The organism is Chitinophaga sp. 01L420 (assembly GCF_056399985.1).
On the sequence record NZ_JBFTSK010000051.1, the window covers coordinates 39,273 to 57,994 of the forward strand.

The window sequence follows — 18,722 nt, forward strand, 5'->3', positions numbered from 1 at the left end:
GCTAATCTGACGAACAGTTTTAACTTTTTGTAAATATCTTTTTAGCTGTTAGCCTTTAGGTATTAGCTTTTAGGCTCCCGTTTTGTGTTAGCGGGGAGATTAAAAAAGCATTAAACTTCAATAAGTTAGAGGCTAACGGCGGTTTGTACAGTCCAGGCGGCAGGTTTTGCGTTGAACAGGACTTTGGTAGCGGCCCAGGTTTCGCGGAAGAGGTCTGACGCACGATACTTCTCTAGCGCGGCTTCAGATTCCCATTGGCTGRAGGTAAACCAGGTATTTCCGGAAGCGGGATGTTCCCATAGTTCCAGGTGCGTGCATCCGGGGAAATGGCGGATCAGCTGTTGTTGTTGCGAAAAGAGGGCCCGGAAGCTGTTTACTTTTTCCGGGTCAAATTCCATTTTAACGATACGGTTAATCATTGAAAAATTATTCTTACAGTTTGGTAGTACGACAGTTGCTGGTATCCGGAGGGTTGGGTAAGCTGATCTCTTCTAAAGCCCTGAAGGCCGAAAAGGCCGGCAGCATTTCCTTTGTTAATGGCGATTTCCAGGTACCCGGCCGCATTGAAGAGGGCTAGTTTGGTTCCTTCCGGTACATCGGCATATGTTTCGCTGACCTGGTTGATGACTTCATCGCGGCGGAAGAAGATACGGAAGCGGCGATTCTTGCATTGCATATCGAACTGTTGCCGGGTGATGTTCACCACCACGTTCTCGAAGCTGTCGATATGAATGATTTGCCCTTCTATGAAATCATCGCCTACCAGCGGTTGCAGGTTGTTCTTTACATTGATCTGTTGGGTTAATGGTCCCAGTTCACCCAGCGCCTTGCCGCGGCTCAATTCCCTGGCAGCTGATGCCAGGAGTTGTATGATAGTAAAGGTATTTTTGGGTGCATCAGCAGGCAACGGTATTTTGATTACCTTCTCCGGCATACCTCCAACAATCATTGTTAGCAGTCCGTTGTCGGCACAGCCCATGTATTGCCCGTTGTGCTCCGCCACCAGTACATGATCCGGTCGTTTGTCAAATAAATTGATCAATACAAAATGGAAGGTACCCAGTGGGAAGTAAGCGAAGGCGCTTTTGCAGATGTAAGCAGCCTGTGGTAAGTTAAAAGGGCTTATATGGTGTGTGATGTCCGTAACATGACATTCCGGGCAGTATTGCCAGAGCTGCCCTTTAATGGCACCTACCAGGTAATCCTGCATTCCTATGTCTGATGTTAATGTTATGATGGACATGCCAGAAAATCTAAATCCAAATCCCTATGTTCAAAACCCACAATTCAAATCCCGTCCTCACTATGCTATCTGTTTTCTCACAATCAGAATGACAAATTAAATGTGCGCTTTCCTTCCAAAAAAGATGCCATGGGGGTTATGTGAGCTAAACTTAGTGCAAATAAAGACAAAAAACCCGATGCGATCGTTATTTAGGTGGAATTTTTTCACACTAACGTTAACGGCTAAAGTGAAATAATTGTTTATTACTGCAGGGGAGAACCTGGTTCTTTTTTAAAGTGATTGTATACCATACCATCCAAAAAGCCCGGCAACAGTTTGCTCAGCAGCACCGTTAACTTGCCCTGACCGGTGAGTACCAGGGTACGTTTACGTTTGGCGATTGCCTTCGCTATTGCAGCTGCCACCGCCTCAGCACTCATCAGCTTTCCTTCTTCCAGCGGCGTTTCACTCTGTGCCTGCCCCTTAGGATTCAGTGCCGTATTACGGATATTCGATGCCGTGAAGCCCGGGCATACCCACATCACGTTAACGCCTGTATGTAAATTTTCTGTCCGCAGCGCTTCCAGGAAGCCCTGCATCGCAAACTTAGAAGCCGAGTAACCTGTACGCGCCGGCAAGCCCCTGTACCCTGCAATAGATGATACCCCTACAATTGTTCCCTTATTTGCCAGAATAGATTCAAACGCAAATTTGGTACAATACACAGTACCCCAGAAATTGATATCCATCAGTGACTTCAACACACCCACTTCCAGATCACGGAACATGGCACGCATAGAAATACCCGCATTGTTAATGAGTATATCTATCTTCCCGAACTTCGCAATCGTACTTTCAATAAACGCTTTGCAGTCTGCCTCTATACTAACATCCGCTACAAAAGTATATAGCGCCTTGTTATTGATTTCCTGTTGTAAGGCATCGAGGGCATTTTGCTTTCTGCCACAAACGGCTACCGTAGCTCCATGCGCCAATAATTCCGATACCAGTGCTTTTCCAATTCCTGACGATCCACCGGTGATGACAACCGTCTTGTTTTGAAAGTATGTTTTCATGGGTATAATTTAAGCCCCACAAAAATAGGCGAGAAGATGATAGTAACAGCATTTTATTACTTCTTATTTACATTACTGTAACTGCTGCTTTGTATGTTTAGTTGCTTGTAATGCTTTTCTACGTTGAGTTTGAAGGTTTTTAGAAGAAAAATTTGGCAGGAAAAAAAATATTGTTATTTTTGCAGCCGCTTAACAGCAAACGATTCCCTAGCTCAGTTGGTAGAGCAATACACTTTTAATGTATGGGTCTTGGGTTCGAGTCCCAAGGGGATCACAACAAAGAATACAAACAGTATCAAAGCCGCATAAATCGCACGATTTACGCGGCTTTTCTGTTTTTAGGCTACAAAGGTTTATCATTCAAAACGAAGGTGAATGGTAACATAAAAGGTTACACCTGCAATACCTAAATTTAGTGTAACCTTTCTCTCTGTAATGCTTCACTGATCAGGGTTTTAGGACTTCAAACCAAAACAATTAATACCAAACAACACCAAAGGCGTTAACCTAAAACCCACAAAGAACATGAAAGTAAGTCAGGAATTATCAATTTCATGCTGGTTAAGGAAGGACAACAAGAACCCCGCCGGCAAGGCAACTATTATGTTGCGTATTATCATCGATGGGCAGCGGGATGGTTTCTCTCTGGGGTACCAGGTGGAACCGGCAAGATTTAATAATAAAGCCGCCGAAGTTGCCGGCAAATCGATGGAGGCCATCGAGATCAACAAACATATTCTTCATGTAAGGGGAGAGCTGATCCGGCACTACAATCTTCTGAAGGCGCAAGGCCCTACCGTTACCCCTACCATGTTGAAGAATGCATACCAGGGGATAGGCATAGAGAAAAAGACCTTAATACAGGTCATCGACTACCACAACGAAAAATTCAAAGAGAAAGTAGAAAAAGAAAAACGTTCCGAAGGCACACTGAAGAAATGGTATACCACAAAGGAAAAGGTGGTTACTTTTCTGAAAACAGTATTTAAACTCCCCGATATCCCGACAGAAAGAATTGAATATGCTTTTGCGGAAGACTTCTTCGATCACATGACCCTTACGGAGGGGATCCAGGATAATACCGCCATGAAGTACCTGAAAAATGTAAAACAGGTTTTAAAGCTGGCCGTTCAAAGGAAATGGCTTAGTACAAATCCTTTGGAGGATTACGTATGTACCTATGTAAATCCGGAACGTGATATACTGAGCATTGAAGAGCTCAGCACCTTATATCACAAAGAGTTCAAAATTCCACGCCTGCAGGAAACCAAAGATGCCTATCTTTTTATGGCGCTTACCGGCTATGCCTATAAAGATGCGCTAATGCTGAGCCCTGATAATATCTCCAAATTCTTTGATGGCGAAGACTGGATTGTAAAGAATCGGGAAAAGACCTGGTGCCGTGAAAACGTACCTTTGTTACCTATCGCAAAGGAGATTCTTGCTAAATACAAAAATCATCCCTATTGCGTGGCAAATAATGTTCTCCTGCCAATCAACAGCAATCAACGTTTCAACGGTTACCTCAAAGAGGTGGCAGACCTCTGTGGTATCAATAAGAACCTTACTACGCATACCGCCCGGCATACATTTGCTACAACCGTCACATTGGCCAATGGGGTACCGTTGGAAACAGTAAGTGCCATGCTGGGGCATAAATCTATCCGGACAACGCAGATTTATGCGAAGATTGTTGCCAGTAAAGTCAGCGGAGATATGAAAACATTGAAGAGCATATTTAATCTTTCCTTGCCGGTTTCTCTCACATCGCATGCCGCTGCCTAATGTAAACTTATCAAGGTGGGCATATGGCTGTAATCATTGCCTACCTTGATTTTCATAAGCATATTATAACTATTGAATATTGATAAATGTCAAGTAATTTATTGGCTAGTATGCTTATATTCAAAAATGATTTAAAATGCAGTTATATAGCTATTGTTGTGTTGCTGTCCAGAATGTTAATTCCAATCGTGTGAAGAGCTGATCACTAGCATTTTTATGTAGATAACCCAAACTTGACAAATCACCTCAAAATCATCCATTATTATGCAGCACCAGCATTATCAACTTTCCTATTTCGAAAAACTGATTCATGTTGACCTGAAACAAGCTACCTCCAAACAGAAAGAACCAGACAGTAATTTTTTCACTTTCGCAGTTTCAGATATCATCAGTCATAAGAATAGCATGCTGCAAAGATTTAATCAATACCTATGTGATCTTGGAAAAAGAAAACAGGTAGATTGGTACGTCAGTATGCATCAGCACCAACTGGTATTACTAATAGAGGAAATGGCGTCCTTCCTGCCGGAGGCTGATCTTACCTGTCATCAGGTATCATTAACGGAAGTTACCTGGCTAAATCTTTATAAGATTATTTACTGCAACCTAAGTGAGCTCCTTTTATTTCTGGAACGTAAGTTTGAGCGTTATTTGGACATTGACTGCCGGCTTCCATCTTCGTATCTGATAACGGCCAAGGCTACCCTGTTCCAGGATATTAACTTGCTAAGAGAGCGGTTTGAAGCAACGGCCGTTGATAAGCATTTACTGTCAATAGTATTTCAGCCATTCACTTATTGTATAAAAGCTGATCGGACAGATGTTTCAATCAGTTATCGGCAGCTTTATTTCTTAAAGGAAATGAAGAAGCAGCTGTTTGAATTGCTGGATGACAGGGTAGAGGATTTAACGGAGAGATTAAAGAAGATCTTGCATTATCTCAATTTTAACAGTGTACAATATTTCGATTACTGGACGGAAGCTATTAATACCGAAATTGAAAATTTACCTACCATCCGTGAAAAACTGGACAGGCTTATTTATCTTCAAAAGAAGGTTAACCAGGCTACCGTTAAACCAGGGTTTGCCTATAGTAAACTACGCGCTTCCCTTCAAACTCAGTTACAGTCCTGGCTGGCAGAAGAAGTCATTTACCAGAAAGATAAAGAGTCATTGGAGGCCTGCAGTCATACCTCTGAAGAGCTGGGCCGTTGGAAAGACTTTAAAGTATTGACGAACTTCTCAGTGCCGCAGCTTGGCAATTTTCTCAGATTGCTGATGGAGAGTGGTTTTTATCTCAATAAGAACAGAACGGAGGTATTGGATTTCTTTTCCCATTTCTTTACCACTGTTAAACAGGACAGTGTTTCTCCGGGCAGTCTGCGAAGCAATTTCTATAAGGACAACGCAGCTGTATCCAAAACGGTACGCGATATTCTAACTGATCTGGTTAAGTTCTCTCATAAGGGATTGAGTGTTGCCGCTTTCTTTACGCTGGGTATTTCTATGATAATATAGACTTCTCATATATTAGATGTCATATGATGAAAATAATTATGCCAAATTCTTCCTATTAATAATCAAATAGTTACAGGGGGTACCAGTACCCCTGTGACTGTTCTTGCGTAGGAAATATTTTTTTCTTTGCTGCCATACCAAACAACCTCAAAACTTATGGCAGTAGAAATTCTAACCCGTGAAGATTTCGCGGTCTTCAAAACAGAATTATTCAGAGAGCTACGCGAATTACATAACGCTCCAGCCATTCAACCCCGCAAATGGCTAAAATCCCATGAGGTCCGTGACCTCCTTAGTATTTCACCTGGTACCCTCCAAAACATGCGTATAAACGGTACGCTTGCTTATACCAAAATTGGAGGTCTGATCTTTTACGATCATGATGATATCCTCAAACTACTAGGTGGCAAAAAGAAAGACTTAAAACATTCCTGATGAAAACAGCTACACAGCCTAATTACATCAGGCATGTAAATGCCTTCTTCGCGCAGGTGCGGAGAGATGATCGCTTACATACCAATCATGTCAGCCTTTATATGGCTTTGTTCCAAATCTGGAATCAGTGCCATTTTAAAAAGTCTTTTCCCATCCTGCGCGACGAAGTCATTTCACTAAGCCGTATCGGATCCATGAATACATATAGCCGTTGTATAAAAGAGCTCCATTCCTATGGCTATATTCTGTATCAGCAGGGCCGATTAACCATGCCTGGTATTGTTACCATTCTTCCGCTTCCAGGATCATCTGAGGATGACACTACGCAACTTCAGCTATTTGATGAATTAAATGGGGGTGAATTAGATCCCCCAAATAATCACTCCAATCGCAAAAGTGATACCGGCGATAGTCTCAAAAATGCGACTACGCCGTGTCGCAAAAATGATACTGGTTCGTGTCGCAAAAATGCGACTATGCCTTGTCGCAAAAGTGATACTATACCAGTCGCAATTTTGCGACACTTTAATAAACAAATAAACAAGTATAAACGAGAGAGAGAAAACATGCTCTCGCTCTCAAAAAAAAATTATAAAAATGAAATTAAAAATCCCCAACGCGATCAGTATACACCCCGCGCGGAAAATGCAGATGCTACCGGGCGTGTTCTCCCCACGTTGCCCCAGGTGCAGGACTTTTTTAATACCCACGTCTACCCGGCGATGGAAGCAGGAAAGTTTTTCCACCACTACCAGGCCAATGGCTGGCGACAATCGGGCAAGACGCTGATCACCGACTGGCAGGCTGCTGCCCACAAATGGATACTAAATATTCCCTCTCTTAAAACTTTAACCCATGACAGATACACCAAACAATCAACTGGGCCAGGAAGGCTCCACGTCAATGAAAACAAAAGCTATTCAGAGCCCTTATGATTACTACCTGCTGATGCAGCAACTGGAGGAACATGGAAAGAATGTGTATGGCCCGCGATTCCGGATTGATGACATAGACCGGCCGGTAGTGGTGAAACTGCTGGCGTACTTCCTGCAGGACGAGGCGATTTCTGCTGCCGAGGGTATAGATCTGCACAAGGGTATTTTGCTTACTGGCCGGATCGGCTGTGGTAAGACCTCTCTTATGACACTTATGAGGCCCTTGGCGCCGGAGTCGTATCGGCCGCATATGGTTTCCTGCCGGGAGATCAGCTTTGAGTTTAGTCGGATAGGGTATGATGTTATAAGCCGGTATAGCAAGAATGCATTCTTTCCGTACACAAATGTACCAAGGGTATATTGCTTTGATGACCTGGGGCTCGAACAGACGGTGAATTATTGGGGAAATAATTGTAATGTGATGGGGGAGATATTGCTTTCACGGTATGATTTGCAAATTTCAAATAAGATGATAACTCATGTGACAACAAATTTGAATAGCCAGGAGCTCGAGGATCTATATGGGAATAGGCTAAGGAGTAGAATGAGAGCGATGTTTAACTTACTATCATTTGAAATTGATTCGTGTGATAAAAGATAATGGGACTTATTCTAAAATCGAGCTGAGTAAATGAAAATATCTGTTCATAAATTATGATTTCGTTATATTTACTTTCTTGATTTGAGCATTGGCTGTAAAAACTCTTAACTCCATATGATTAGACTGTATTTGGACTGGAACATAATATCAAAAATACGTACTCAACAAGATAAAGGTGAAGATTTTAAATTATTGTCTGATGCGCTTGAGAAACATCCCGATATCTTTTTGATACCTTTTACTTCTGCTCATTTAAATGACTTAATTACTAGTTATAGGAAATCGGATCACGGGAGAATGGAAACATTGAAAGATCTAGATTTCTTGGAGAAAATAACTCATAGCCATTGCTTAGCATTTAATTATCATAAGAATGCGACCTATCCAGAGATATATAATATTAAGGAATATTTTTTTCAACTACTGAATGATGAGCCTTTTACAATTGATAATGTTTTTAAACCTATAGAAGATCCTTTATTCGATTCGCTTAAAGCACTTTACTTACAATTGCTGAAGGTGACCCCTGCTTCAGATGTTGCAGATGCTATTTCTAAGTATCCCAAGGGATTCGATTCATTTAAAGAAGTATTTAGTGATACTATTTCCAATGGTAGCCAATACGACCTACTTTCGGATACAATAAAAATGATGAACAGGTATCAAGATGATCCAGATTTTTATAGAAAACTGCGGAATAAGTCTTTAGAGACCCTTAAAATGAATCATGACTACTCGCAAAAGGGGAACCCTATTGAGTTAATAAGTAAAAATCTCCAGAAAAGTTCTTTAAAGAAAACTTTTGATGAGTTTGTTGAAGATACGGTCAAAAGCATAAATAATGGGAAGGAACTGTCGAATTATGAGCGGCTAGTGAATTCATTCTTAACGTTAGATTTCTGTGGGTACTACAAAGATTCACGTTTTAAAAACCTATTGCAAGATGCTTGTCATGTTTACTACGGTGCTTACTGCGATTATTTTATTACCGATGATAATAATACATATCAAAAGGCAAAAGTATTGTACGAGTATTTCAATATCAAAACTAGGGTCTGTAGTAGCATTGAAGCATTGGAGGTGGTCAATAATCATCTATCTGATATTAGTAGCGCCGGAGATGATTTATTGAGTCAGCTACCTGAGATGATCTTGAATTTCCCAATTGTCTATACTCAAACTGAAGATGACGGAAAGATAATTAATTTGCATGTCTTGGATCTATATGCCTTAGATTTTTTCAATAGGTTGCAAGTAAATTATAATCCGGATCAATCAAGGTCAATAGTTCTCTTTAAAAAGAATGAAAATTTATCAAATTTTGAATTTTATTCTGAGATAGAATCTTTAACAAATAAGGTAGTAGAAATATTTGGACCTGATATTAGAGGCCGTGCAATGTATGATTCTCAAAAGGAGAATATAGAGCTATCCGAGAATAGATGGTATGGCAGAAAATGGTTTGTTGGAAAAGTGGAGATATCCTACTGTTGTATTGAGCAGTTTCGGATAACTCTTCTTCTCAAATTTTGGAAAATCTGATGTTGCATTTTAAAAATCTAGAGAATGAGCGAAATACAACCAGAAAGAATACCTTCCTTAGCCAAGAATGGACTAATTGAAATCATAGATTCGACGTTGCCATTTAATACTGATATTCTTGAAAAGGGTTATTCAATAGCCAAATATTGCGTTGGACTATCTCAAAATAGCAATTTGGGAACTGATCTTTTGGAGGAGATATCCAATTTACATAAATTATCAAATTTGCTGGCATTATTGACCATTTCCAGTATGGATTTAATGGTTGTTAGCAAAAACCTATACGTTTCTAGGCACACTTGGGAACTTGTTCACTTTATTAAGAATGGATATCTCGTAATTTATGAAACTATCAATACCTATCATAAATATCGCCAGAGCCTATATGAGATGATTTTGCAAAAGGTCCCAAAGATGGCAATATCTTACGACGAAGTATCCAAGGAAATTAAATCTTTCAAGAAAGAGTTTGGTTATCAAAAAGAAATGTCGGAAATCAGGAATATTATATGCGGGCACATTTCGGATGATTTTGTACTCTATTATGATACTGTACTCAAATTGAATACTGAAGTGTTTTGCGGTATGGTTATTAAATTTGTAGGAACTCTTAGGCAATTACAGAATTTGATCTATGAGTTGAATTTGTTTGTTCTCAATTCTATTGAAATACAGAATAGATCTAAATAATTAAACTGTATATTATGCAAGAAAGATTGATTAGATGTATATGGATTATTCCTGGATATTGGATACTAAAAGCGCAGCAAATAACGGTGATTACTGCTCCCGATAATATTTATTAATAATACTGAAATTTACCGCATCAGGCATGGCCACCTAGAAATTCCCATTATTCAAATTTTCTTCAAAATGAAACCATTCGTAGGCAAGTTGTCTTACTTGATAAATAATAGAAAAATTCACCTTTATTATTTAATAATAATAGCTATAATTCTATTTCATATTCCTATAGAATCAATTATTACAAAAACTTTGGTAATCCCTCTTTTTAGCAACATTAAGACGAGTTTGATAAATGATTTTTGCTTTCTTTTAATAATTGTATATGCCATCCTTTATGTGTCACCAAGGGTGAAAAAACACATACTATCATATCAATTAGTGAGTTTCTACTTGTTAGGCTCCATATTTTATTGCTACTATCGATTTTTTTCGGATGTTTGGCAGTTTCAAGGTTTTGAGTTAATTCCTAATATTAAATATGGGGATACATTTCTTGTTGTGTCTGCAATAAATCTTTTCTTATTTAAGTATTCAAAACCGGAGTTGCCGGAGAATAGCAAGAATTCACTGCATTTAGATATTCCTTTAGGAACAGAACATATTGACAGTTTAGGGTATTCCACATATGCGAAGATATTGTCTAAGAAAATAGTAAGTAGTCATTTTGAGGTGTCATACGCAATTGGTATAAACGGAAAATGGGGACTGGGTAAAACTTCGTTTATTAATCTATTAAAGAGAGAACTAAAGGATGACGTAATTGGGATAGATTTTAATCCCTGGAATAGTCAAACACCACAGGCTATAATTATTGATTTTTTTGAGAGCATTCAAGAGGCGTTAAGTCCATATCATTCTTCTATTGCAAGAATATTAAATAAGTATTCAGGGAAATTAATAAAAATAAATGATAATACTTTTACTCAATCTGCTCAAGTATTAATCCAGGAATTTGTAGGCAATACTTCACTAAATAGCCTATTTAAGGAGATTAATGAATCATTAAAAGTTATTAACAAAAAAATTATTGTCTACATAGATGATTTGGATAGATTAGATAAGGATGAAATTCTAGAGATCATAAGGATAATTCGAAATACAGCGAATTTTTATAACACATTCTTTATTGTTGCATATGACAGGAATTATATTTTAAATGCATTAAAAGGGCATAATCCATATAATAATGAGCAATTCCTGGAAAAGATTTTTCAGTTGGAATTAACCCTTCCTTACTTTGAGAACAGCGTATTACGTTATAAGCTGGTAGAAAGGCTGTGTAAATCTTTACCGAGTAATTATCATAATGCTATTTCTGAGTGTATTATTGGTACTGAAATGGTCCGCCCATCTAATTTTAGCCATTGGTTAGAAACGATGCGAGATGTAACGAGGTTGACAAATACGATAACCTTAAATTCAGATCTCCTTCTTGGAAATATTGACATAAGAGATTTTATTGTAATAGAGCTTTTGAGGCTTAAATTCCCGGCGGTTCACAATTTATTATTTACTAAAACGGATAAAGTCTTAGAGTCAAAGAATGATGGTTTTGGCGGATTTGTATATCAATTGTCAAAAGTAGCCGATGCTAGTGCACCAAAAGGTGATTCGCGAATTGGCCAATTCAAACTTAGTATTTACTTAGAGGAGAACCACAAGGCACTTTCTGTTCCGAAGAATGATATAGAAAGGATAACTACTTTCGTTGAAAGTATCTTTCCTAATAGAATTGGCCGGTATAGTTATCAAAGTAATAATATTCAATCCATTATTTATCCAAGTAAGTTCTATAGATACTTCGCCTATAATCTTTTAAAAGGAGATCTGTCAGAAATTGAGTTTAGTGTTGCTCGATCAAAAGAATTTGAAGAGTTTGTAGAGAAAATATCTGAATGGGTAACAAAGGGACTAGAAGTAGATCTGAGGAATCGGTTTGTTGAGATTAGAACTTATGATGACAAACAGGATTTCGAAAATATAATAAAGGGTATATTTTATTTGGCAAATCAAACATCTATTAAAGATACGGCTTCAAATCTAATTGGCTATGAGGGCAGAGATTTGCTTAATAAGTTAAGTGATTATAATGATAAAACATCTGAAACGCTATATGCCAATCATGGAGGGAAAGAAGCTCTTAAGAAGTTTATTACAACGGTTCTCTATAATGAGCCTTCACCCTATCTTTTTGCAGCGGAACTTCTTTTTATGGTAAACGATCAATACGAAAAATATTCATTTCCATTGAGCCAAGATGAAGTGAAGGAAATAAGTTTATCATACTTTGAGAAATATTGTGTTGAGCATACTCATGTGGATCAAATGTTCTTTCGGTTGTATTGGCTAACAGAACAAACAACAAATACTACCGGTTATGGTGGAGATATGGAATCTAGAAAGTCAATTCCAGTCGAAGCGACAGAAATATTCAAAAGATTTATTTTAACCAAAGATTTCGACGGATATCTTTTAATGATTATTGAGCCTGAACAGTTCGGGAAAAAGCTATTCGCGATAAGTAAATCTGTGCCTGTAATTTTTGAAGATTGGACAAAATTCAAGGATGTTCTCTTCGAGCAGGATGAGATGAAATGGCAATATCTAAAGGAGTTTAAGGACTTCTTCACTGAATTTGAAAAAGAAGGTTTCTCTAAGTATATTCCGTTTAGTTTTGCAAAAATTCCGGCTAAAAAAAGAGGTTAATTAATCAATAAAATTTCAGTCATTTGCATAAATGTGTATGATCTATTGTAGGATCCTATGTTTAATTCAATTATTAAGTAAATGGATTCCCCCCCGACTTTTCAATAACTAAGATACCGCAGCAATAGCTGGGAAAGCAGAACTCTTGCAATGTTCAATCTAATTGAATCTTAAAGTCAATACTACTGATAAACACAAGATATACCCCGACTATATTATTTCCTTTATTTCGTGCGGTTTATAAAATAAATTTATGTGCTTTATAAGATTTTGCTAGTTAGCAAACATTATATTTGTGGCATTCCAGTTAATTGAATGTACTTATGGCGCGAAAAAAACAACGTGTTTTCCAGCACATTATGGAAGACCGATCCTACGAAATTATAAGAAAACAAATTCCGCAGGAATGGGTAATCCGTGAGTTCAACCGACCGGATTACGGAATTGACCTTGTCATTGAACTCTTTGAACCTATCAACGATGAAGTGGCTGAAACGTTAGGGGAATTTATTTATGTGCAGGTAAAAGCAGTTAAAGAGCTAGAGATTAAGCAAGATAAAATATACGCTGTGGGGAATGTAGCAAAGGGTGTTTGGAAGGAAGATAAAAATGACTCTGCTATTTTAGACGTTGTAAAGTACTCATTCGATACCAATTCATTATTGACTATACAATCTTTGGGAGGTGGCGTATCTGTACTGTTGTTTTTGGTTGATTTAAACTCAGATAATGTGTATTTCATTTGTCTGAATGATTATATAGATAAGATTATTCTGCCACAGAATCCGCAATATACCAAGCAAGAAACCGTGACAGTCAAAATTCCTGTTCTTAATATATTATCAAATAATGATATATCTAATACTGCATTGAAATTTTATGGCAAAAGGTCCAAACTGCTTGCGGCATTCTCTAAATTCGCTTATCAAAAAAATGAAATCGGATATCTTTTTAAGTACAAAGATTTTCCGATAATTACATATCGCGACAAGATTGAGAAGAATATAAAAGTCGAGCACGACGATGCGAAAAAACAGTTACTCTATTTTATCTCACAGATTGAAGACCTGGATATATGGAAGTATGTTGAATGGATGCCTTTGACTGAAGCAAAAACACAGTTGCTTCTTATGAAAGCGCTGCTGCAAAATCCTGACAATGATTTGGGGCAATCGATTTCGAGTATTCTTATACTTTGGCACCAACTTACAAACCTTGGAACAATGTATGAAGATATTTGTCGGGAATGGTTTCTGCCAAAAATGATCAGTCTATTGACTTCCTATCCAGATGTGGTGATAAATACCGATAATAAAGGACTATCGCAAGGAGAATAGCTAAACTATTCTGTTTGTAGTAGCCGCCTTTCGAACTGCATATTTTTATGAATTTAGATGCCTCCTTTTCATTTTTGAGCTGAATATTTTCTCCAACTGGTCATAAGATTGATGAGCACGTGCAGTGTCAATCATCTTATGCTCAAATCAGAATTCTAGCGTTTCTTGAAGATAGGAGCGGTTAAGAGGTCTCACTGCGGCTTTAGTCGGCAAAAAGGTCGCCAGGCTTCCGCTGGTCCCTTCCGCTGCGCTTCAGGGCCTGCGCTCCACCCTGTCACCCTTTTCGCACTCCCTCAGCCTCCGTTCGGGTAGCTCCCGGTCTGGCTAAGGGCAGTTTCTAACATTGGTGGCCTTTACGCCCGCCATTCCTTCGCTACCCATTTTGTCCGCCCCCGCCCGCCACCCCCGGCCTTCCATTTTTGATTTGCCGTCCGCTGGCGCTCCCGGCGAGACAGAGGTCGAAGGCGCGGCCTGCTGCGGCTCGCCTTCGCTGGGCCCTTCCGCTGCGCTACAGGGCCTGCGCTCTGGCTGCCGCCGCAGCGGCCGGGGGTGGATGGGCGGCGGGGCGGAGCGACAGTAACGCTATTTAGCGGGAGATTATAGCACTGAACGACAGAACACTGATTTAGCGACGGGAGAATAAGCTGCGCGAACACCAGCGTCAGTACCTTGATCGACATTGTGCTATCGCGCGGCGTCCGGGAGAACAGATGATGGGGGCATCGATAGAATATAGGTTCAGCTGTATCACTTTGACCATCGGAGGATCATAAGCCCAGCTGTAGTAGCCCATCATCTATTCTCCCGGACGTTAGCGCGTTTGATCCAGCTGTATTTTTTATCGTTTTGTCTGATATCCCAATAAATGGCTGTCTCCAGATAACTGGTAGTCTCTTGGCGGCGGTCCCACCAAATAACGGCCAGGTTGATAATATCCCACACTTACCATCACAACCTACGAAGTATAAGCACGGTATTGCATTTGGTACATCATCAACGATGGCCGTTATCAACTTAATCCCGAAAGAGGTTTTATTATGGCTGTAGAATTACAGCAATGTAAATAGCAGATTAGTGCTTTCTTAGCGCCTTTTGTTCCTGGTGGAACTTTTCTCTGGCTGTTTTCAAGTCTTTAAGTAACAAGTCAGGATGGCCCCAATATTTCAGGCTTAATTCTTCCCTGATCTTTCGAACCTCCGCCACAGCATCATATTTTTTACTTTTTTTCATGGTCGTTTGGCTTTAAGATTTCCCGCGGGGTCCTGATTTCAATTAATCGGTAACCCATCCGCAAATTAATGGAATTATACAACTTTATACGATCGAGGTTAACAATATGCTTAAAATTCCAACTTGCAAGGATATTGGCTCCATGCAAAGTAGCTAGGGCAATATGCAGCGCATCATTATAGCATTTGTTGGTCAACGCACCCTCCGCTATATATGTTTCTGCGAGTTTAAAAGCTTTTATGTGGCCTTTGACCTCTACCTTGTAACGGTCTGGGATTTCCGTTAATTTGGCTTTTACTTCATCTTTTGCAGGTGCGAGCTCCATCATAACCAAATCAGACAAAACTAGTTTCTTTAGCCCCGTTCTGAATTCATTAAAAAGCGCGTTACTATGTTCTTTAAATTCTTTGTCAAAACAACCTCCTATTACTGAGGTGTCAGTATAAACATGAAGCATAAATGTTGTTGGAGAGGTTAAAAACAATGTTGCATTCTCGGTCTGTATTCGTATTCTACTGTGGGAGTAATTGAATATAAGAATACGTTTTTCAATACCAGACTAAACTGGCGATTTACAGTATTTCATAAAATATGGTTTTGGGTTAACAGTTAATTGCCAGGTGTCCTGCGGGCGGCGGTTCATGATACTTCCGCCCTCAGGTACCTGGTGCTTAGGTGGAAGTCTGGTTTTACTTTTCCCAATATGGTTTTTCAATTGGTGCCTTACTGGTCACTTCTATTACCAGTTTTTCTTTGTCTACTGAAATAGATATAGTATCTCCGATACCAAAGCCCGCTTTTTCCAGCCACAAGCCAGATAAGTTTAACCACGGTACTTGTATATATTCGTAGAGCCGTGGTATACTTTTGCAATGCAGTTTAGCCTTTCGCTCTTTTGATTGGTCTTCCATAATGTTGATTATTTTAAACAAATATACTTAAAAAGTGTATAATAATCTACATAAAATGTAGTGTTTTGTCTTGTTTTGTGTCATTTAAAAGTCATTTCATGTGGATTATTATCGACACTTTACGCTGTTGATCTGCGTATCCACCCCGCCACTTAACATTAAATTTAAAATCGGTAGTTTGCGCAAAAATCATCCATTATGACGTTTGGTGAAAAAGTTATCATAGCGAGAAAACAAAAAAAGTTAACACAGACAGAACTGGCAGATGCAACTGGTACCTCACGAGATATTATCGGTAAATATGAACGTGATGAATCGAAGCCGTCAATCGAAATAGCAGCTAGGATTGCAGAAGTCCTGGACAGTTCATTAGACTATTTGATAAGAGACATTACCCCCGAAGATGCACTGGCTATAAAGATCAAACAACTTTCTCCTATTAATAAAGATTATGTAATGGCTGTAATTGAAGCGTTTGAAGCTAAAGAAAAATTACAGGGAAAAAGATAAAAGGCACCCGTTAGAAACGAGTGCCTTTACACCAAACAATCCGTAAGGTAACCACACCTTTAAACCGGAGAACTATTTGAGGCAATACTAACCGCCTTCTTCACTTACGGCAGCCTGACTTACTCCTGTCATCACCGTACCCGCAACAGCAAGGTATCCTGCTACCTTAGCGACGATCAACGGTAATGCGGGAATCCCCATCAAGGCTCCACTAATTGCGGTCAGAATCAATCCTATGTTACGCACCTTGCTAAAAAAAGGTGGTGTTGATGCTGTAAGACGTTTCATTAACTCCATAAAACGCTTTTTAAAGATTAAGAATTACCTGGACATTCTTGTCCAGGCTAACGTTTCATTACGGACCAGGGGGAGGAGCCGGCATGCCGGAAACCTCTACTACAGCCAGGGCATTGAAAGCGCCGTTCTTTAAACTATACAGCGCGCCGTTTACCTGTTGGTAGAACTCTACGCCTAATGTAAGGAACAGCGGTTTCGTGCTATTGTCCGTTACTCTGACGGTCAGGTTCATGGCAGCTGTTGCGGTGGCGTCTATGGGAAGTTCTGCACTGCTTGCATTCCCATTGACGAATGTTTCAGCCTCGAAGTCTATTTCCGCAGCGGCTGCCTGTACTTTGAAATGCGTGGCGCCTGTAGGCCCAGCCAACATATTGACCGGAGTAAACGACGGTATATCGACTATTAACGTCCCAGCCGCGCGATCAATCGCCGTAGTAAAAGGTGCATACAATGTACCACCTAAACGACCGTTGATATTGAACTCAAAGCCTTTCAGCAGTTCAGCCTCGCCATCAATGACGTTGCGCTGTCCTCTGATATTGGTTGCATCCGCCTGTATCACCTTCACCATGTCACGGGTTAGACGGGAAGACATGTAGCTATCACCAATATTCAAAAGTATTGCGCGAAACGCCGTCCGAAGAAGCTTACTCGCTTTACCTGCCCTGCCAAATTCCGCTCCGTTTTCACGGGTACGAACAAATGCAGGATCTGTAGCAATGCGGTCGGCATTAAGTCCGCCTTTTCCGCGTGCCAGGTGTCCGGCCTTTGATTGGTAAAAGGTGATATTACCTATCGTACCTTTCAAAGGAATTATTCCCATTTGTTTTGCCATTGGAAACAATTTAAGATTAAGAAAAAGGGCTGTTTACATAGCCAAGCCCGTTAGGCTCACATCTGCGCAGAATGCAGTAAATTTGTGATTAACCACATCAAACATAAACCGGCATTTTAACCCAAAAAAGTTTCCATTCCGATTATGCCGAATTTGCAGACATTAATACCTCACCGCATGGTGATTTATGCCCGGGATATAGAAAATATCACCGGCCGCAGTGAGCGGACCTCCCGACTTTTGTTGCAGCGTATCCGTGAAGCCTTCGGAAAGAACCCGGGGCAGTTCATAAGTGTTTCTGAGTTTTGTCAATATACAGGACTGAAAGTAGAGGAAGTAAACCTGTATTTAAGGCATTAACTGCGTGTTAAAGCCAGGTCAAAGGACTGTGTAAAGTAAGGCAGTTCAGGGTTATAGGGCTATTGCCTAATTCATTTTGTAGCATTTTAGCTTTTCTTTCGTATCTTTGTACGGATAAAAAGTTCTTTCAAACCTGATCAAATGAAGCTATTCCGGGTGGTAACAAAAAAGGTTACACTAACTTTTAAAACCCTGAAAAGCCGCGATATATAAGGCATTGATGTAGTCCCAAGGGGATCACTGGAAGAATACCAAAGGATATTAAAGTCGCTTAAATCGCAGTATTTAAGCGGCTTTTTTGTTTTTACCATTAAAAGCTAAATCACACAAAACGAATCTGGAAGGATACAAAAAAGGATACAGTAAATAAATTTAGATTTACTGTATCCTTTTTCTGAAATTCTTATTAGTAAAGGGGGTTGTGGTTTATAAACCGATGCAAAACAAACCAGGTAATACCGAAACAAAACATCGGAACTTATTGGAATCAGCCCTGTATTGGGTATTTAAGGGACTATTTCAATAAGTGTGTAAGTTTAAAAATCGAGGATGTTAACTATCTAAATTTTTACTCTGCTTCCAAATATAGTTAAGAACTGATTAAGGATCATGCCCCAATTTCTAATGGGCATGGTCCATTTTTTTGAGGACTCTCTCAGCGCCAGGTATACG

The 18,722-nt window shown here is 39.6% G+C and carries 19 protein-coding genes and 1 tRNA gene; 12 read left to right on the top strand and 8 right to left on the bottom strand.

Annotated elements, in window-relative coordinates; all coding sequences use genetic code 11:
• Positions 1-125: 125 nt before the first annotated feature.
• The 3 genes from AC1DP6_RS31465 to AC1DP6_RS31475 all read right to left on the bottom strand — a co-directional run bounded on the left by AC1DP6_RS31465 (position 126) and on the right by AC1DP6_RS31475 (position 2,301).
• Positions 126-419, bottom strand: a complete 294-nt coding sequence (locus AC1DP6_RS31465) for a putative quinol monooxygenase (RefSeq protein ID WP_477058420.1) — start codon at positions 417-419, stop codon at positions 126-128.
• Entirely contained in the window at positions 416-1,243 is an 828-nt protein-coding gene (locus AC1DP6_RS31470) for an SAM hydrolase/SAM-dependent halogenase family protein (protein ID WP_441576295.1), read from the bottom strand. The genes AC1DP6_RS31465 and AC1DP6_RS31470 overlap by 4 nt, the downstream gene beginning before the upstream one ends.
• Before the next feature lie 245 nt (positions 1,244-1,488).
• Positions 1,489-2,301 carry an SDR family oxidoreductase gene (locus AC1DP6_RS31475; RefSeq protein ID WP_477024069.1) on the bottom strand — a complete coding sequence of 271 codons (813 nt, stop codon included), beginning with the start codon at positions 2,299-2,301 and terminating at the stop codon, positions 1,489-1,491.
• Between the two features lie 201 nt (positions 2,302-2,502).
• Here AC1DP6_RS31475 and AC1DP6_RS31480 point away from each other — a divergent pair.
• The 10 genes from AC1DP6_RS31480 (at position 2,503) to AC1DP6_RS31525 (ending at position 13,907) form a co-directional block, all read left to right on the top strand.
• A tRNA-Lys gene (locus AC1DP6_RS31480) sits at positions 2,503-2,575 on the top strand.
• 251 nt (positions 2,576-2,826) lie between these two features.
• A complete protein-coding gene (locus tag AC1DP6_RS31485; RefSeq protein ID WP_477058421.1) occupies positions 2,827-4,086 on the top strand; it encodes a site-specific integrase in 1,260 nt (419 codons plus the stop codon).
• 264 nt (positions 4,087-4,350) lie between these two features.
• Positions 4,351-5,604: a hypothetical protein gene (locus AC1DP6_RS31490; RefSeq protein WP_477058422.1), complete on the top strand. Its 1,254-nt coding sequence runs from the start codon at positions 4,351-4,353 to the stop codon at positions 5,602-5,604.
• 156 nt (positions 5,605-5,760) lie between these two features.
• Positions 5,761-6,039: a helix-turn-helix domain-containing protein gene (locus tag AC1DP6_RS31495; protein ID WP_477058423.1), complete on the top strand. Its 279-nt coding sequence runs from the start codon at positions 5,761-5,763 to the stop codon at positions 6,037-6,039.
• On the top strand, positions 6,039-6,974 hold the full coding sequence (locus AC1DP6_RS31500; protein WP_477058424.1) for a hypothetical protein: 936 nt from the start codon (positions 6,039-6,041) through the stop codon (positions 6,972-6,974). The genes AC1DP6_RS31495 and AC1DP6_RS31500 overlap by 1 nt, the downstream gene beginning before the upstream one ends.
• Positions 6,895-7,575, top strand: a complete 681-nt coding sequence (locus AC1DP6_RS31505; RefSeq protein ID WP_477058425.1) for a hypothetical protein — start codon at positions 6,895-6,897, stop codon at positions 7,573-7,575. The genes AC1DP6_RS31500 and AC1DP6_RS31505 overlap by 80 nt, the downstream gene beginning before the upstream one ends.
• 114 nt (positions 7,576-7,689) lie before the next feature.
• A complete protein-coding gene (locus AC1DP6_RS31510) occupies positions 7,690-9,117 on the top strand; it encodes a hypothetical protein (protein WP_477058426.1) in 1,428 nt (475 codons plus the stop codon).
• Positions 9,118-9,141: 24 nt separating this feature from the next.
• A complete protein-coding gene (locus AC1DP6_RS31515) occupies positions 9,142-9,807 on the top strand; it encodes a hypothetical protein (RefSeq protein WP_477058427.1) in 666 nt (221 codons plus the stop codon).
• Positions 9,808-9,990: 183 nt separating this feature from the next.
• Positions 9,991-12,570 carry a P-loop NTPase fold protein gene (locus AC1DP6_RS31520; RefSeq protein WP_477058428.1) on the top strand — a complete coding sequence of 860 codons (2,580 nt, stop codon included), beginning with the start codon at positions 9,991-9,993 and terminating at the stop codon, positions 12,568-12,570.
• A 323-nt stretch (positions 12,571-12,893) separates the two neighbouring features.
• Positions 12,894-13,907: a DUF4365 domain-containing protein gene (locus AC1DP6_RS31525; RefSeq protein ID WP_477058429.1), complete on the top strand. Its 1,014-nt coding sequence runs from the start codon at positions 12,894-12,896 to the stop codon at positions 13,905-13,907.
• 1,071 nt (positions 13,908-14,978) lie between these two features.
• On the opposite strand, the gene AC1DP6_RS31530 is transcribed toward AC1DP6_RS31525, so the two are convergent.
• The 3 genes from AC1DP6_RS31530 to AC1DP6_RS31540 form a co-directional block, all read right to left on the bottom strand.
• Positions 14,979-15,137, bottom strand: coding sequence for a hypothetical protein (locus AC1DP6_RS31530; RefSeq protein ID WP_477058430.1), 159 nt, complete (start codon positions 15,135-15,137; stop codon positions 14,979-14,981).
• Positions 15,124-15,594, bottom strand: a complete 471-nt coding sequence (locus AC1DP6_RS31535; RefSeq protein WP_477058431.1) for a PIN domain-containing protein — start codon at positions 15,592-15,594, stop codon at positions 15,124-15,126. Before AC1DP6_RS31535 ends, AC1DP6_RS31530 begins: the two co-directional genes overlap by 14 nt.
• Before the next feature lie 232 nt (positions 15,595-15,826).
• Positions 15,827-16,048, bottom strand: a complete 222-nt coding sequence (locus tag AC1DP6_RS31540; protein WP_477058432.1) for a SymE family type I addiction module toxin — start codon at positions 16,046-16,048, stop codon at positions 15,827-15,829.
• A gap of 198 nt (positions 16,049-16,246) precedes the next feature.
• Between AC1DP6_RS31540 and AC1DP6_RS31545 the strand changes: the two genes are divergently transcribed.
• Entirely contained in the window at positions 16,247-16,558 is a 312-nt protein-coding gene (locus AC1DP6_RS31545; protein WP_477058433.1) for a helix-turn-helix domain-containing protein, read from the top strand.
• Positions 16,559-16,645: 87 nt separating this feature from the next.
• On the opposite strand, the gene AC1DP6_RS31550 is transcribed toward AC1DP6_RS31545, so the two are convergent.
• Positions 16,646-16,855 carry a hypothetical protein gene (locus AC1DP6_RS31550; RefSeq protein ID WP_477058434.1) on the bottom strand — a complete coding sequence of 70 codons (210 nt, stop codon included), beginning with the start codon at positions 16,853-16,855 and terminating at the stop codon, positions 16,646-16,648.
• Between the two features lie 58 nt (positions 16,856-16,913).
• Positions 16,914-17,690 (bottom strand): hypothetical protein, encoded by a 777-nt coding sequence (locus AC1DP6_RS31555; RefSeq protein WP_477058435.1) that lies wholly within the window; start codon positions 17,688-17,690, stop codon positions 16,914-16,916.
• A 144-nt stretch (positions 17,691-17,834) separates the two neighbouring features.
• On the opposite strand from AC1DP6_RS31555, the gene AC1DP6_RS31560 reads away from it, so the two are divergent.
• Entirely contained in the window at positions 17,835-18,050 is a 216-nt protein-coding gene (locus AC1DP6_RS31560) for a hypothetical protein (protein WP_477058436.1), read from the top strand.
• Positions 18,051-18,722 lie beyond the last annotated feature (672 nt).

Coding starts and splice junctions, on each gene's coding strand:
- AC1DP6_RS31500 (WP_477058424.1), top strand. CDS start 6,039: ATGAAAACAGCTACACAGCCTAATTACATCAGGCATGTAAATGCCTTC.
- AC1DP6_RS31530 (WP_477058430.1), bottom strand. CDS start 15,137: ATGAAAAAAAGTAAAAAATATGATGCTGTGGCGGAGGTTCGAAAGATC.
- AC1DP6_RS31505 (WP_477058425.1), top strand. CDS start 6,895: ATGACAGATACACCAAACAATCAACTGGGCCAGGAAGGCTCCACGTCA.
- AC1DP6_RS31555 (WP_477058435.1), bottom strand. CDS start 17,690: ATGGCAAAACAAATGGGAATAATTCCTTTGAAAGGTACGATAGGTAAT.
- AC1DP6_RS31535 (WP_477058431.1), bottom strand. CDS start 15,594: ATGCTTCATGTTTATACTGACACCTCAGTAATAGGAGGTTGTTTTGAC.
- AC1DP6_RS31545 (WP_477058433.1), top strand. CDS start 16,247: ATGACGTTTGGTGAAAAAGTTATCATAGCGAGAAAACAAAAAAAGTTA.
- AC1DP6_RS31560 (WP_477058436.1), top strand. CDS start 17,835: ATGCCGAATTTGCAGACATTAATACCTCACCGCATGGTGATTTATGCC.
- AC1DP6_RS31520 (WP_477058428.1), top strand. CDS start 9,991: ATGAAACCATTCGTAGGCAAGTTGTCTTACTTGATAAATAATAGAAAA.
- AC1DP6_RS31485 (WP_477058421.1), top strand. CDS start 2,827: ATGAAAGTAAGTCAGGAATTATCAATTTCATGCTGGTTAAGGAAGGAC.
- AC1DP6_RS31495 (WP_477058423.1), top strand. CDS start 5,761: ATGGCAGTAGAAATTCTAACCCGTGAAGATTTCGCGGTCTTCAAAACA.
- AC1DP6_RS31470 (WP_441576295.1), bottom strand. CDS start 1,243: ATGTCCATCATAACATTAACATCAGACATAGGAATGCAGGATTACCTG.
- AC1DP6_RS31550 (WP_477058434.1), bottom strand. CDS start 16,855: ATGGAGTTAATGAAACGTCTTACAGCATCAACACCACCTTTTTTTAGC.
- AC1DP6_RS31515 (WP_477058427.1), top strand. CDS start 9,142: ATGAGCGAAATACAACCAGAAAGAATACCTTCCTTAGCCAAGAATGGA.
- AC1DP6_RS31510 (WP_477058426.1), top strand. CDS start 7,690: ATGATTAGACTGTATTTGGACTGGAACATAATATCAAAAATACGTACT.
- AC1DP6_RS31490 (WP_477058422.1), top strand. CDS start 4,351: ATGCAGCACCAGCATTATCAACTTTCCTATTTCGAAAAACTGATTCAT.
- AC1DP6_RS31475 (WP_477024069.1), bottom strand. CDS start 2,301: ATGAAAACATACTTTCAAAACAAGACGGTTGTCATCACCGGTGGATCG.
- AC1DP6_RS31525 (WP_477058429.1), top strand. CDS start 12,894: ATGGCGCGAAAAAAACAACGTGTTTTCCAGCACATTATGGAAGACCGA.
- AC1DP6_RS31540 (WP_477058432.1), bottom strand. CDS start 16,048: ATGGAAGACCAATCAAAAGAGCGAAAGGCTAAACTGCATTGCAAAAGT.